This window comes from Sporosarcina sp. UB5 (assembly GCF_050859005.1).
Classification (GTDB): domain Bacteria; phylum Bacillota; class Bacilli; order Bacillales_A; family Planococcaceae; genus Sporosarcina.
This window is the reverse complement of record NZ_CP125984.1, coordinates 2,070,037-2,084,904: the sequence shown is the minus strand read 5'-3', so window position 1 is coordinate 2,084,904 and position 14,868 is coordinate 2,070,037. Positions and strand designations below refer to the sequence as shown.

The 14,868-nt window shown below is 44.9% G+C and carries 10 protein-coding genes; 2 read left to right on the top strand and 8 right to left on the bottom strand.

The annotated features are described in order from the left end of the window. Nucleotides 1-99 precede the first annotated feature (99 nt). Together QM454_RS10520 and QM454_RS10515 are read right to left on the bottom strand one after the other, a co-directional pair. Nucleotides 100-408 (bottom strand): metal-sulfur cluster assembly factor, encoded by a 309-nt coding sequence (locus QM454_RS10520; protein WP_432357668.1) that lies wholly within the window; start codon nucleotides 406-408, stop codon nucleotides 100-102. A 49-nt stretch (nucleotides 409-457) separates the two neighbouring features. After that, nucleotides 458-1,219, bottom strand: a complete 762-nt coding sequence (locus tag QM454_RS10515; protein ID WP_432357665.1) for a prolyl oligopeptidase family serine peptidase — start codon at nucleotides 1,217-1,219, stop codon at nucleotides 458-460. 196 nt (nucleotides 1,220-1,415) lie between these two features. On the opposite strand from QM454_RS10515, the gene QM454_RS10510 reads away from it, so the two are divergent. Next, nucleotides 1,416-2,237, top strand: a complete 822-nt coding sequence (locus tag QM454_RS10510; RefSeq protein WP_432357662.1) for a Cof-type HAD-IIB family hydrolase — start codon at nucleotides 1,416-1,418, stop codon at nucleotides 2,235-2,237. Nucleotides 2,238-2,258: 21 nt separating this feature from the next. Next, the gene (locus tag QM454_RS10505) at nucleotides 2,259-3,113 is read left to right on the top strand and encodes a DegV family protein (RefSeq protein WP_432357659.1); all 855 of its coding nucleotides are present in this window, start codon (nucleotides 2,259-2,261) and stop codon (nucleotides 3,111-3,113) included. A gap of 81 nt (nucleotides 3,114-3,194) precedes the next feature. Here QM454_RS10505 and QM454_RS10500 read toward each other — a convergent pair whose 3' ends face one another. The 6 genes from QM454_RS10500 to addB form a co-directional block, all read right to left on the bottom strand. Beyond that, nucleotides 3,195-4,640 (bottom strand): alpha-amylase family glycosyl hydrolase, encoded by a 1,446-nt coding sequence (locus QM454_RS10500; protein WP_432357656.1) that lies wholly within the window; start codon nucleotides 4,638-4,640, stop codon nucleotides 3,195-3,197. A gap of 180 nt (nucleotides 4,641-4,820) precedes the next feature. After that, nucleotides 4,821-5,201, bottom strand: coding sequence for a YisL family protein (locus QM454_RS10495; protein WP_432357654.1), 381 nt, complete (start codon nucleotides 5,199-5,201; stop codon nucleotides 4,821-4,823). A gap of 73 nt (nucleotides 5,202-5,274) precedes the next feature. After that, nucleotides 5,275-6,174: a fumarylacetoacetate hydrolase family protein gene (locus QM454_RS10490; protein ID WP_432363954.1), complete on the bottom strand. Its 900-nt coding sequence runs from the start codon at nucleotides 6,172-6,174 to the stop codon at nucleotides 5,275-5,277. Nucleotides 6,175-6,246: 72 nt separating this feature from the next. After that, nucleotides 6,247-7,437, bottom strand: coding sequence for a DUF418 domain-containing protein (locus QM454_RS10485; protein ID WP_432357651.1), 1,191 nt, complete (start codon nucleotides 7,435-7,437; stop codon nucleotides 6,247-6,249). Beyond that, entirely contained in the window at nucleotides 7,434-11,159 is a 3,726-nt protein-coding gene (gene addA, locus QM454_RS10480; protein ID WP_432357648.1) for a helicase-exonuclease AddAB subunit AddA, read from the bottom strand. Before addA ends, QM454_RS10485 begins: the two co-directional genes overlap by 4 nt. Further along, nucleotides 11,137-14,628 carry a helicase-exonuclease AddAB subunit AddB gene (gene addB / locus QM454_RS10475; protein WP_432357646.1) on the bottom strand — a complete coding sequence of 1,164 codons (3,492 nt, stop codon included), beginning with the start codon at nucleotides 14,626-14,628 and terminating at the stop codon, nucleotides 11,137-11,139. Before addB ends, addA begins: the two co-directional genes overlap by 23 nt. Nucleotides 14,629-14,868: the final 240 nt, after the last annotated feature.

The following is a 14,868-nucleotide window of genomic DNA, read 5'->3' as shown; positions in this document are numbered from 1 at the left end:
AAGTAATCCGCATGCATATTTTTCCCCTATCCCATTCAAAATACACGAAATAAAAAAGGCTGCTTGACGATGAGTCAAACAACCTTTTTCCACTATATATTAACGTACGCCGAGCGCCATCTTTGCGTAGCGCGACATCATATCTCTCGACCATGGCGGATTCCAAACGATGTTGACGTCCGCATCTTTCACTTCAGGTAATTCCATTAGTTCTTGCTTAATGTTAGCGACGATTTGAGGCCCCATCGGACAACCCATTGATGTCAACGTCATTTTCACGTTGGCTGTACCTTCTTCATCTAGCTCTACATCATAAACAAGCCCTAAATTGACGATATCAATTCCAAGCTCGGGATCGATTACATTTTCCAGAGCACCCATCAAGCTGCCCTTCATATCTTCAGTCATTGAACTTCCCCTTTCTGAATGTATTCTCATTTATCATAACAAGTATTACCTATTCATTCAAATAAGATGCGAACCAGTCAACAGCCCGTAACATGCCATCTCGTGAAACGGCGTGTCCCGCTGTCGGGTCTACAACGAATTCAAAACGTTCAGGTGTATGCGCGTAGTCCTTCTTCGCTGCGTTATAAAAATTGAATGTCGGTTCAAATGGAACGACTGTATCATTTTCACCGTGCCAGAAGTAAACAGGACGATTGTTGAGCTTTTTCTTTTGCTTTGTCAAATCAAAAATGGAAAGTGTATCGAGCAATGATTTCCGTTCTTCATCGGTAATAGGTAATTTAAAACCGCGTCGTTCGAATTGTGCTATTTGCGCTTTTGCTAGCTCCACATAACCTGGCGCCCCCATCATAATTGTTGCGACATTAATCCAGTCATATGCGGTCAAGCAACCGAGTGTCGTTATGCCGCCCATGGAAGTTCCGCCCATTCCAATTTTTTGCACGCCTCTCGTTTGCAATTCGTTATGTAGGATAGCCATTTCCTCGATTGACGTCAGGACGATTTCCCAAAAGCGCAAACTTAATTGGACTTCATCCAATCCTTCATCCCGCGAACCGTGCAAATGAGCATCTGGCAATAGGACGCGGAAACCTTTCTTTGCAATATTATATGCGTAATGCAAGTTATGCTCTTTGGCACTCGTGAAACCGTGCAAGAATATGACAGCAGGTAGTTTGCTATTTTCGTTTCGTTCATCCACAATATGCAGTAATGGTATATTGCTCCATTTTTCTTCTTTTACAATCATTCGAACACCTTCTGTGCTTTTTCTAAATCGTACCAAAGTTTTACTGGAAAAACAAAAAGGATGGTTTTCTTCCGGAATGTTTTGACTTGCTCCGATAGATAACGATAAACTGGACATTATAAGGTAAAACTCCAATTAGTGAGCTTCTTCGAGGTAATTGATATACAACAAAGAAATTTCCAAAGGGGGCCGAACGATGAAACCGCATTTAATTGTCCTCGACTTGGACGGGACATTGCTAACAGATGATAAAGTGATTTCAAAGAAAACCGCACATACATTGAAACTGGCAGAAGAACAAGGGCATCATGTGATGATTGCGACGGGTCGGCCGTATCGGGCAAGTTCGATGTACTATCGTGAACTTGGCCTAAAGACGCCAATTGTTAATTTCAATGGAGCATTTGTCCACAATCCTACCGATCGTTCATGGAAAACGTTCCATGAAACGATTTCTCTTCCTGTCGTCAATGATGTTGTCGAAGCGATGCAAGATTTTCGTCTTCATAATATTATTGCCGAAGTAATGGACGATGTGTATTTGCAATATCACGATGAAAAGCTCCTCGACATTCTCAGCTTCGGAGCTCCCGTCATAAAGCATGGAGACATCCGAGAATCGTTGCAAGTCGAGCCTACAAGTTTACTTATACAAGCAGATCCGAAATATGTCGATCCTATCCGAAAACATTTGGCAGAAGTTCATGCAGAGGCGATCGACCATCGACGTTGGGGCGCACCATGGGACGTCATCGAAATCGTCCGCCACGGATTGAATAAAGCCGTAGGTATTTCGCATGTCGCCAAATGGATTGGCATTCCACGGGAGCGCATTATCGCATTCGGGGATGAGGACAATGATCTTGAAATGATCGATTACGCAGGTGTCGGTGTCGCGATGGCTAACGGAATAGACAGGCTAAAATCCATTGCCGATGAAGTAACGACGTTAACGAATAACGAAGATGGAATCGCAGAAGTACTTAAAGAACGATTGTTATTAACAAATAAAATATAAATAGAAGTGAGGGAAACCCAAATGAGAATATTTGCCGATAGTGGTTCAGATTTACCGAAATCATTTTTTGATGAAAACGATGTAACGCTTATCCCGTTACGCGTTTTGATCGACGACAAAGAAGGCGATGACGTCATTGAAATTGATTCAAAGGAAGTATATGAGGCGATCCGCAATGGAAAGCATCCAAAAACTTCACAAGCTTCACCCGAGCGCTTCCTTTCCACTTGGAAGGAATTTTCCGATTCAGGCGAAGAAGGTCTTTATATTGCCTTCTCATCCGAGCTGTCCGGAACGTATAACACAGCTGTCATGATGAAAGACCAAGTAAAAGAAGGAAATCCAAATATGAACCTCGTCATCATCGATTCACGATGCGCTTCTCTCGGTTACGGCCTTCTAGTTAAAGAAGCTGTCCGTCTACGAGATGCAGGCGATGACGTGCGTACGATCGAACGTAAAATCCGTGATATGGCCAATCATATGGAACATCTTTTCACAGTTGAAGACCTCGATTACTTGGCGAAAGGCGGACGAGTTTCGAAGGCGAGCGCATTTATTGGTGGCCTTCTAAATATTAAACCACTTCTTCACGTCGAAGGCGGAAAGCTCGTTCCAATTGAAAAACACCGCGGACGCAAAAAAGTGCTGCGCCGCATGATTGAACTAATTGAAGAACGCGGAGTTGAATTATCACAGCAGACAATCGCCATTAGCCATGGAGATGACGAAAGCACGGCTCTCGAAATGAAAGCACTCATTGAAGAAAAATTCCAACCAAAAAATGTGGAAATTCATATGATCGGCTCTGCCGTAGGCTCCCACTCCGGCCCCGGTACGATTGCAATTTTCTTTTTGAATAAATTAATTCAATAAAACTCGCACATTCGATTCTACTAAAAAATGCCTTTCCTGACATGGCCACAACCAAGTCTTGAAAGGCATTTTCTATTTACGCTAGTTTTTTTCCGTTCGTCTTCTCTCTCGCCCATTCTTAATGACAAGGAACAGGAAGCCGAGGAATAAGGTCGGAACAAGGATGGATGCAATGAGATAAGGTGTGTTAAAGCCTTTATCTTCATCCGCAATATACACTTCCGCAAGCTCCCTATCTAGAACGACGCGGAACATCCCATCATCGGCTTCCCGGATGAGATCACCATCAAGAACGCCTCGTAACTTTTTGTTATCGCCAATCTTTTCGGCAGGAATTGCGAAACTTTTCGTTTCACTAGTGTTGTTAATCGCAATAAGCCATGTTTCATCTTCCGAAGTACGCGTGTAAATGATAAAACCATCTTCATTGTGCAGCATTTCAAAATCTCCGCTACGAAGCGTTGCCGATTTATTGCGAAGTAAATTCAAATTGCCAATGAGATCTTTGAATTCCATATCCGTCTTAAAGTTGAATAGCGGATGGCTTTCAGGTGCTTCTTTTCCGTTCACCGCGATTTCCGTCCCGTACGTCATGAGTGGAACGCCCGGAAGCGTAAATAATGCGGTCGCCGCCACTTTCCACCGGGTTGGCGGGAACATCCTTGCTTCTACGATATCATACGTGAAACGCGGTCCAGTTAAGTCATCGTATTGAAGCAACTCGGTTTTCTCGTTATGTATGAATATATTCATAGGGGATGAGTCCGGATCTGTTCTTACAAATGATTGACGAAGTGCCTGCATCTTCGCGTCATCCGGCTTCAAGTCAAACGCAGCCCTACTTTCTTCGTTCGTCAATACGTAAGCGCCTTTTTTAGCGTCATGAATTGCGTCAATCATTTCATTCAAAAAAGCTTCATCAAAACTTTCAAGATTCGTCAGACGAATTCCATCGAGCTCATGAATTGAAATGAAATCGACAGCCGCTTCAAGCAAAGCCTCCCGTACGTTCATATCTGCCGGATCCCAATTGACCGTGCCGTCTGCGGAATGAGTGAACTTATACGACCGCTTCCTTACCCATTCATGATCCGAGCTCACATTCCCAAGAGGAAAATCAGCGATTACTTTCATTTTTTTCTTATGTATTTCCGTCACTAACGAATTGAGCTCTTTCTCTGTACCAAAATGGGGCTCCAATTCGAAATATGACGTAACGCCGTTTCCGTCATACGTATCCGTCTTAAAGATGGGGCCTAAAGAAATCATCGTAAAGCCCATATCGATAATATGTTGCAATCTTCCTTCAATGCCGATGAAATCACCGCCATTGAACGCATATCCATTATGCGTATCGACGTCGATGTCGTTCTTTCCTGCGCCGTTATTAAAACGGTCCACAAGCAGGTCATAGATGCTTTCATCCATTATACCTCGCTCAGCCTCAGCAAAAGCGACAGCTGGCAATACTACTGAAATGAACAATAAAAAAATGGCAACTAAGCTGACTAAACGTTTTCCTTTCACGACAAAGCCTCCCTAAACAAGCTCTCACTTGTCATCTTAACAAAACGGGTCACTCCCTGCTATCGAATGGAGTCATTAATGGATCCATTACTATACAAATGAGTCAAAATTGTGAATGGAATGATAAAAAACCGCCAGCATCTTCGCTAACGGTTTCCGTTTACATATTTCGTATTTTAATTAGAAGAACTTATTGCCCATCGGTAATTTAAATCCGTAAAACATCGTTGCAAAGAAGAAGATGAAAAACAATATCCAAATCGTCGTCACTTTCTTCCCTTTTTTGGCACGTACAAGAGCCATTTCCATCATAACAATCGTCAATAAGCCGAGAAGGAATTTAATGCCGTAATCCGCACCCATTCCGAAATCCATCCCTTTAATAAAGAGCGCAATGCCTGAAACAAGGATGAGTACGTAAAATAGGCGCGCAATCATATGTGTAATCTTCTTCCCTTTCGTCTCGTTCGCCATTACTGCAGAAACGAGGAAAAGAAGAATACCTACGACCCAAGCGAAAATATGAAAATGCGTGCTTGCTAGAAAGTCCAAACTATTCACCTCATTGATAATATATTCTATTAAATACTATTCAATATTATCATAGAAAAGCTTTCCAGAGTAGGAAATCATCTTACACAAATCGATTGACGAGCGTGCCGATTCCTTCAACCGATATTTTCACTGTATCGCCGGCTTTTAGGAATTTCGGCGGGTTCATCCCTTTCCCAACCCCGGCAGGAGTTCCTGTCAAAATGACGTCTCCTGGCTCAAGTGTGACAAATTTTGAGATTTCTGCAATCAATTCATCGATTTTGAAGATCATATCGGATGTATTTCCGTTTTGACGGACTTCGCCATTCACTTTTGTGACGATTGACAAGTTATGCGCATTCGGAATTTCGTCCTTTGTGACGATATAAGGACCGATCGGACAAGAGCCGTCTAAGCTTTTTCCGAGGAAAAACTGTTTATGCGCAGTTTGGATATCCCTTGCCGTAATATCGTTCGCGATCGTATAACCAAAAACATGATCATACGCAAGCTGTTTCGGGATATTGCGCCCTTTCTTGCTAATGACGACTGCCAATTCTCCTTCATAATCGAGGCTATCCGTCAATTCTGCATACGCCGGAAGCTCCTGCTCATCTGCAGCAATTGAAGTAGGCGATTTCGTAAAGATCATTACTTTTTCCGGCGGCGCGTCCGAACCCATTTCAGCGGCATGATCGGCATAGTTCTTACCGACACAAAGGACGTTTTTCGGTGTGCGCGGAATTGGTGACAGCCATTCAATTTCAGTGAATGCATACTTAAATTGTTCCGGATTTTCACTATTTCGAGCTTGCTCAGCAAGTTTCCTCACCTTTTCAACAAACTCCAAACCTCCTGCGATGCCTTCGATGATTGTTGAAGGGAAATCCGTTTCGCCGAATGCTTTAGCAATCGATGTCACATCCCAAACTGCTTCCTCTTTCTTCACTTTCGGACCGAATAACGTTTTTCCTTCAAACCGGAACGACAAAAGTTTCATGTACAAGCCCATCCTTCCTTATAATGTAGAAAACCTTTACAACTTAGCAATACGAATCTACAAACTATCATTCTACAAAGCTTGCTCTTTCTCCTCTTTTTTCGTCATATTTTTCCCGTATGTCCCTTTTCGCCATAACCATTCAAAAGGCCCCATCCGGAATTTCAACAACCAAAGCTCTGCGAAGATAACTTGGATGGCAAAGACGCCGACAGCTATCAATGTTCCTGTCTCAACATCTACTTTTCCATACAAGCCGAAGCCATATCCGTAAAAAAGAGTTGTTGCGATAATTGACTGCATTAAATATGTCGTCAACGACATTCTTCCCGCCTTTGAAATTGGTCTGAAGATTACTTGGAAAATAGGCAATTGACAAAGCAAAATGATGACGGACGCATAGCCGATTGCCAAAATTGGTCCGCCGATAAGCTGTTGTGTCAACGTTTTATAATACGCGTGCCCGTCGATATAAGGCCAGGATTTGATGAATACTCCAACTAGTAACGTAACGATCCCGACAATGGCAATTTTCCCTTTCATTTCAGCAGCCCGTTCAAATAGTTTCCATTTTGAAAAGGCGGCACCTAACATTATTAAAGGTAGCACCATGAAAACGCCTAAAAAGGAGCTCGTCAAACCGATAAGCAGCCATTCCGTAATCCGAAAAACGAGCGCTTCCCCATACGTCCCATGCGCATATGCCGTAATCGCCAACTCAATTTGCTGAATGTTGACAAATCCATCCATTAACTGATTTGGATTAAATATCGTCAATAAATAAGTGCCACCGATAAATAGGAATGTCGGAAGTAAATAGACGGTCATCGCAATCCAAAAGAGCCATTTTTTCGGAATTCTAACAGCGGCTAACATAATAAAGCCCATGAGCGCATACGTGAACAACACATCGCCTGACCAGACGAATAACGCATGGATTATACCAAAACCCATTAAAATGGCGAGGCGCCTCGCCATCATCGGCACGTATGACGTACCGTTCGCAATCGCTTTTTCATATTGCATATTCAATCCATATCCGAACATCATTGCGAAAATCGGATAAAAACTCGCTTCTACAAACAGATTAATAAGCTTGTAGGATGCGACATCACTTGGCGTACTGAAATATGTATATTGGTCAATATAGAAATAAGGTGAGTGAAACGTGAGCATATTCGCGATGAATATGCCGAGGAGCGCAAAGCCCCTCAGTATATCCATTGCTTCAATACGGTTTCCAATTGTCGGTAATATGTTCAAACAGATTCCTCCTGAACATGCACAACCCTCTCCCCGTCAAACAAATAGAGGATCATTTCTTTTATTTGTATTCTCGCGATTGATTCGACCGCTTTTTTATAAAGGCTTAACTGGATACCGTATCGCTTTTGCATTTCGGCTTGCACTTCTTCATCAGACCGGAATAGACCGCGAATTCGGTCTGTCTTATAGTCGAGCAGTACCCAGCCGTCTTTTTCCTCAAAAAGGCAGTCAGCAATCCCTTGCAAAATCTGATGATCACCATCATTTGCGTCGTATGCGTACGTAAACGGAACTTCTTTAAGCATTCTCGTTGATTCTGATAACCTCTTGAACAACGGCGTCTCGAAAAATCGAACGATTGCGTTCACATCGACAGCGTTCGCTTCTTCCGGCGTCAGCAATTGGCGCGTCGTTAACTCCGCAACAAACTGATTCACTTCTTCAACGGTATGCGTCGTTGATAGATCGATATGCTGCATGATCGTATGCATCGCCGTGCCGATTTCTGCTCCCGATAGCGCTCGTTTTTGCATAAATGCTGGACGGTCATGCAAGTAAGGGGTGCTCACTTCGTCACCGTTCGTTGAGAAGAAGTTGCCGAAGTCAGGTTCCTCCTCTAATAGCGCAACCCTTTTCAAGTCGCTCACTGTTTGCTTAGAACGCTTATCTACGGATGTCATAAAAGGATAGACGTAGTCGAACCGCCGTTTCACTTCCTCCGACCAAACCGCATCGATAACATCAGTTTCAATTGACGTCGTTATAGGACTATCTATAATTTCCTCTTCTTGTTCGTCCATTACAAGAAATGACGATACAGGATACGCCGCTATTTCCCACTTTGACGGATCATTCACAGGACGTCCACCGTGCATGAATCCGAATTTATCAAAATCCGGATGGCGTGCAATGGCAGGCCCGATCCAATCTAAATAACCGTTTGCGCGCGACCGTGTATACTCCGGTAGCATTTCACCATCCTCGATGAGTTGTGCATCTTGCCAGCTACCGATTACTTTTTCAATATCCTTAACGGTCGCAATTAATTCAAGATGCTCTTTCGCCCTCGTCATCGCTACATAGAGGACACGCATTTCCTCTGCACGCATTTCGAGTTCCTTCTTCTCTTTCATCGCAAGGAATGGAAGAGAAGTGTACGTAATGCGCAATTCCGGATCAATCGCCTTTACTGCCAAGCCGAAATGCTGGTCGAATAAATACGGTTCATTGAAATCCATCTTATTGAACTGCCTTCCTGCTCCCGCGACGAATACATACGGGAACTCAAGCCCTTTCGATGAATGGATTGTCATAATCCGGACGACATCTTCCGTCTCACTCACGTAACGAGCAGCACCAAGATCATCTCCGCGCTTTTGCATTCGGTCGATGAACCGTAGGAAACGGAAGAGTCCCCGGAACGATGTCTTCTCGTAATCGATAGCACGGTCATGCAGCGCTCGTAAATTCGCTTGCCGTTGCTTTCCGTTCGGCATCGCGCCTACCATTTCATAGTAATGGGTATCGATATACACTTGCCAAATAAGCTCCGATAATGACCCACGTCGAGCTAAATTACGCCAATCTTCGAACATAAGGATGAACCGTTGCAATTTCAGTTGCGTTTCAGCAGCAATTCCCGCTCCTCCTGTCGCCATGAACAATTTCAGTGCTTCGTAAAACGGCTTGTTCTTCGCTGCAAGCCGAACTTGCGCTAACTCGTTTTCCGTCATGCCGACGAACGGCGCGCGAAGAACAGAGGCAAGCGGAATGTCCTGATACGGATTGTCAATGACACGCAATGTGTTGAGCATGATCATTACTTCAATTGCTTCGAAGTAGCCACGAGACAATTCTGCGTAAATCGGAATGCCTGCAAGCTTGAACTCTTCTGCGATTTCTCCAGACCATGTCATCGAACGCATGAGGATGACGATATCACGGTATTCGAGTGGGCGTCGTTTATCCGTAAACGCGTCTGTCACTTCAGCACCTGACGCCATCAACTCTTTTATTCTCCGAATCATATACCTCGCTTCCGCTTGTGAGCTTTTCAAACTTTGCCCTGTTAGCTCGGTTGCTTCCTCTTCAAATTCCTCTTCATCGTCTGCCTCGTATAACAATGTTAATGCGGCAGGTGTTTCCTTATCCGGATAACGGGCACCATATTTCAATGCAGCGAATTCATCATATTCGACTTCACCGACCCGCTTGCCCATCACTTGCGAGAAGATGAAATTCGTCGCGTCTAACACTTCTTTTCGACTTCTAAAGTTCGCGTTCAAATCGATTTTAAGCCCGTTTTCGCTATTATCCGACGTAAAACGATTATATTTCCCAAGAAATAACCCCGGTTCCGCCAATCTGAAACGATAGATCGACTGTTTTACATCGCCGACCATAAATAAGTTCCCGTCCGCCTCGCTGCCTCGCTTCACAAGCTGAATGATTGCCTCTTGCAATAAATTGACGTCCTGGTACTCATCGACGAGCACTTCCGCGAACTTATTTAAGTAATCGACCGCGATGTCAGATGGTACGAGTTCTCCGTCCTTTTCCGACGCTAAAATTTGAAGGGCAAAATGCTCCAAGTCCGAAAAGTCGACGAGGCCGCGGTCCATCTTCACTTCGCCGTATCTTTTGCCGAAATCGATGACGAGCTCGACTAGCGTATGCATCATCGGTGCCATTAGACGGATTTCATCTAATAGACGCGCGGGCGTCCTTGTAAAGTATGATTCTTTCAACGTGTTGACAATTTTCTTCACGGAATCCCGGAGCACTTTCGCCCGTTTCGCTAATTCTTCGTCACATGTGTTTTTCCGGATTGTTCCTGCCTTCACCCATTTGAGTGATCCAAAGAACGAATACGTCTCTTCCCATGACGCTTCTTCGATTCGGCGCTTCGCTTCCCTAATCCACTGCAAATCAGCATCAGCAGTTGCAGCTAGCGGTTCAGGACCTTCTGGCATTAGCGCAATCCGCTTCATATCCTCGGTTAAATGAATCGCTTCCTCTAACGTATGACGAATTGCCGTTTTTAACGGACCAATGAAGTCGAGTTCATCAATTGTTACGTCTTCATCCAATTCGTATTGCATTGGAATCATCCGAAGCCACCGTTCCGGTGAAGGATGCACTCGCGAATAGTCGTACAATCTGTCGATGAGTGTCTCAATTGATTGGTCGTTTCTGTCTGACGTGAAGCTGTCTGCTAACCGGTACATCGCTTCCGGGTTATTAGCATTATATGCATCTTCAAGCACTTCACCGATCGTATCATCGCGCAACAATGCCGCTTCCGTACTATCCGCGATGCGGAAGCCAGGGTCAATATCAATTAAGTATGCATATTGGCGGACGACGTTTAAACAAAACGAGTGCAATGTGGAAATTTGTGCTTTATTCAAAAGGCTTAGCTGCCTGCGTAAATGGATGGAGCTTGGATTTGCGGCAATGGCCTCTTCTAACGCCTCCGCCATCCGATGGCGCATTTCGGCCGCTGCAGCATTTGTGAACGTGACGACAAGCAACTCGTCGACATCGATCGGATTTTGCTCGCTTAACACCTTTTCAATCATCCGAGTAATGAGCACTTTCGTTTTTCCGGAACCAGCAGCAGCTGATACGAGCACATCTTTTCCTGTCGCCCAAATCGCCTTCCACTGGGCGTCCGTAAACGTCACATTATCCGGTTTAACTGGAATGTCCATCATCATTCACATCCTTCCGCATCTTTTCAATCGATTCTTCCGGAGTCATGCCTTCATAGTGTCGGTATTTTTGCTCGGGATTCGTCGGGTCAAACTGACATACTGAACGATACGAGCAATATTCGCACGGCATTTTATCCTTCAATCGGTATGGATACACCCGCGTATCCCCCGCAAGCATTCCGTCCCCCGCCTGCTGGTGTCGGTGTCTTACAAACTTCCGAACGATTTGCAGATCATCCGTCGATAGCACTTTTGACGCTTTCGTAAATGTCCCGTCTGTTTTTAATGCGGCCGGAATGACAGTTGACGTCCTACCGAGCTGCGTATCCATTCCCATAACAACTTCAGGTTCATCGAGCAAATAACCCCTCATCTTATACGATTTTAATATTTCTTCTTCAATTAATTCTTCAGTAAGCTCAAGCTCCGTCCGAATCATCGGATTATGGACATGCAAGTAGAGTACACCCGCTGGATCCGCCTTGAATCCGATCCATTCTTCTGCATGCTCAACAGCAACATCGAGATACGTCAACATTTGTAATGAGATGCCGTAATAGACGTCGGTCAAATCTAGCTGTTTTGAAGATGACTTATAATCGACAATCCGCACATAATTTCTGCCATCGATTTCCGTCGCATCAACCCGGTCGATTCGTCCACGCAAATTCATTTGATTGCCACGGCGCAGCGGAATTTCAAGAGGTGGCAACTGCTCTCCCGGTCCAAAAGCTGCTTCAATAGCAATTGGACGGAACATACTCTTTGTCGCCTGTTTGCCGAGCGCGAAAATTGTGCGCATGACGATATGCGTCAACTTCCGTCGAATATAATGATAGCGGCTCGTCGATAGCAAAATACGGTTGAAGAACATCGGAGTAATATGCTCCATCGCATCCCTCGACAATTGCCAACATTGCTCTTTCGACAGCTCTGTCCACGATTTTCCTGTCCGGTTCATTTCATCCGACACCCATTTTAGCGCAGCGTGGAATAAATCCCCGATAGACGGAGCTTCGAGAGTAAATTCCATCCGCTCCTGCAAGCCTAGTCCATACGACGCGAAATGCTGGAACGGGCAGCTATAATACGATTCAATTCTAGAAACGCTCGATACGAATGTCTTACCGTATAACCCTTCTGTAATCGCTGGCTCAAGACGCTCCGTTTCATTTCGATCCGAGATCGGTTTCGTAACGTTTTGTAAAACAGACGACCATAAAGGATCATTTTCATAATAAGAAAGCACTGCCTGCCATTCAGCTGTAAGCTCCCCGGTATGCTCCGCCTCCTTCACTTTCATCGAGACGAATGGCAATGCTGTCCGAGGATGACTAATGTAATGAGCCTGTTCATCATCCTGTAGCAATTCGGACGGATCCGTCACCGCCAACTGCAGCTCCATTCCCGGCAATAATTGCTGGATACGCGAAATGTAGAGAGAAGGTAACAGCGATTTCCCTTCTTCATCTGCAATTGGATACGAAATGAAAAGCTTTTCCCTCGCCGACGTGAACGCTCGGTACGCCATATATGATTCTTCCATCAGTTTCGTCTTCGATGACGGGGCAAGCTCTAGCCCACTCATCGCAAACCATTCCCTATCCGAATCGGATAAGAGCCCTTCCGAATCAATCCGTTGTGGAAGGACACCGTCATTGACACCGATAATAAAGCCTACTTCAATTTCCATAAGGCTCGCTAGCTCAATCGTCGTCACCGTCACTTGATCGAGAGATGGTGGAATGCGTGTGAATTCGAGCGTATCGAATCCTTCATCTAAAATACGAGCCGCTTCCTTCAACTCCATCTCCGCATCGCCGAACATGAGCACAAACTGATCCAGAACATTAATCCAAGAATTCCATGCTTGCTCATGCTCTGTCGCGTTCAATAGACGACCCGCACGTTCTTCATCCGCCCGCAAGTCGATGATTTTATCGAATACGTGCAATGATTCCATGAATAAAAACAGCGCTTCTGCGACATCTCGTCCATTTTTCGAACGCTTTAACCTATCTTCAAACTGTTTTAACGGCTCACGAATGATATCACGAATTGCATGCAACTCCCGCTCCAACGCCAGTTCTTCATCGGTTTGCACAGTCGTATGCAATTCTAGCCCACGATATCGCTTCACTTTCCATCGCGCTTCATCAAACCATCGTTTGCCGTAAATTCCATTCGCCAAGACGTAATTTTCTAGGCGATCGGCCCGCTCCCGCCAAAGGAGCTTATCTTCTCGGTGCGGGAAAAACAGATCCGTCTTCACCGCACGGAATATCGATTCATACGACCAGCCCGCGGTAACCGCTTCAAGGATAGACCTTGTAAATTCTATAAGCGGATGATGGAGCATCGGCTTTTTCCGGCTAATAAACACCGGAATATCATATTGCGAAAAGATCGTTTCAATGAGCTCATCATATTTGTCAGGTTGGCGGTATAAAATTGAAATCTCCTTATACCGTCCACCTTTCATAACGAGCTCACGAATTTTCCTCGCCACCGCGTGAATTTCCGCTCGCCGGTCCGTCGCTTCAATAATTGAAACTGCCCCTTCTGAAGGCTTTACGTTCGGAGGATACTTCTCAAATTCACTTTCGAAGTGGCTCAGTTCATCATTTTTAAACCGGAGAGGCACGCTCATATGAATCTCTTCTTCAATATCGATCGATTCATTGCGCGCAATTTCCCGCAGTTTCATCGATGTACGTACAGGATTAAAAAACAGCTCATGATCCGCATGTCCAGACAAATCGGACTCCATCGGCAAGACGACTGTCACCCGATTCCCATACTTCATCAGTTCTGTAATAATTTCGTACTCTCTCGCTGTGAAACTTTCAAATCCATCTATATAAATATGTGCGCCTTTTAGAAGTTCCGAATGTTTAATTTGAGATGCGAGCAACGCCAAATGACCTTCACTATCGACATAGGACGTGCCGAGTCGTTCCTCAATTTTCGATAAGAGTAATGACAAGTCGCTCACTTTATCTTGCAACGTCCTTGGTGCATTAGTAGTCGCGAGTTGCTCACGAAACTCCGCCAACGTTTCCCGGTCGAGGCAATAGCGACTGAACTCCTTCATAAGATCGCCGATTTTTTCCGTGAAGCCTCTTTTATTCGCAGCTTGCTTGAACAGCTTTAGCTCCTCCCGGTTCTCCTCTAGAACGCTCCGCACGAGCATCCGGTAGCCGAACCCATCGACTTCTTTCCGCGTAATGCCGCCCGTTTCTTGCAACACTCGCCACGCGAGCCGCTTGAACGTGGAAACTTGCGCGCGGATCAAGCCATTCAGCCCGAAATTCACCGACAAGCTAAGCTCCATCGAATACGACATCTGATCAGGTACAATCAGAATAACCGCCGGGCCCAATGGATTTCGCTCAAGCTCCGCCGCAATCTCACGCTCTATAACCGTCGTTTTCCCCGTTCCGGCTCTCCCGGTCACAAATCGCAATGACATGTCCTTCTCCCCTTTCGATAAATCAATTACGCCTCGGCGTAATTGCGTCCAGATTTTGAATTGCGCTTGCGCAATTAACTCCCTTCAAAATCTGTGACATCCGCCGGAGGCTTTATCTTCGTTCAGCAGGGCTTGAAACTTTCTGAACAGGAAACAAAACTATTTTCAACTACCCACTATAAAGGCGGGAATCTTCTGCTGAATGAAGATAAAAATCCCTGTCACCCTTCCTTTCATTGT

Coding starts and splice junctions, on each gene's coding strand:
- QM454_RS10520 (WP_432357668.1), bottom strand. CDS start 408: ATGACTGAAGATATGAAGGGCAGCTTGATGGGTGCTCTGGAAAATGTA.
- QM454_RS10515 (WP_432357665.1), bottom strand. CDS start 1,219: ATGATTGTAAAAGAAGAAAAATGGAGCAATATACCATTACTGCATATT.
- QM454_RS10510 (WP_432357662.1), top strand. CDS start 1,416: ATGAAACCGCATTTAATTGTCCTCGACTTGGACGGGACATTGCTAACA.
- QM454_RS10505 (WP_432357659.1), top strand. CDS start 2,259: ATGAGAATATTTGCCGATAGTGGTTCAGATTTACCGAAATCATTTTTT.
- QM454_RS10490 (WP_432363954.1), bottom strand. CDS start 6,174: ATGAAACTTTTGTCGTTCCGGTTTGAAGGAAAAACGTTATTCGGTCCG.
- addA (WP_432357648.1), bottom strand. CDS start 11,159: ATGATGATGGACATTCCAGTTAAACCGGATAATGTGACGTTTACGGAC.
- addB (WP_432357646.1), bottom strand. CDS start 14,628: ATGTCATTGCGATTTGTGACCGGGAGAGCCGGAACGGGGAAAACGACG.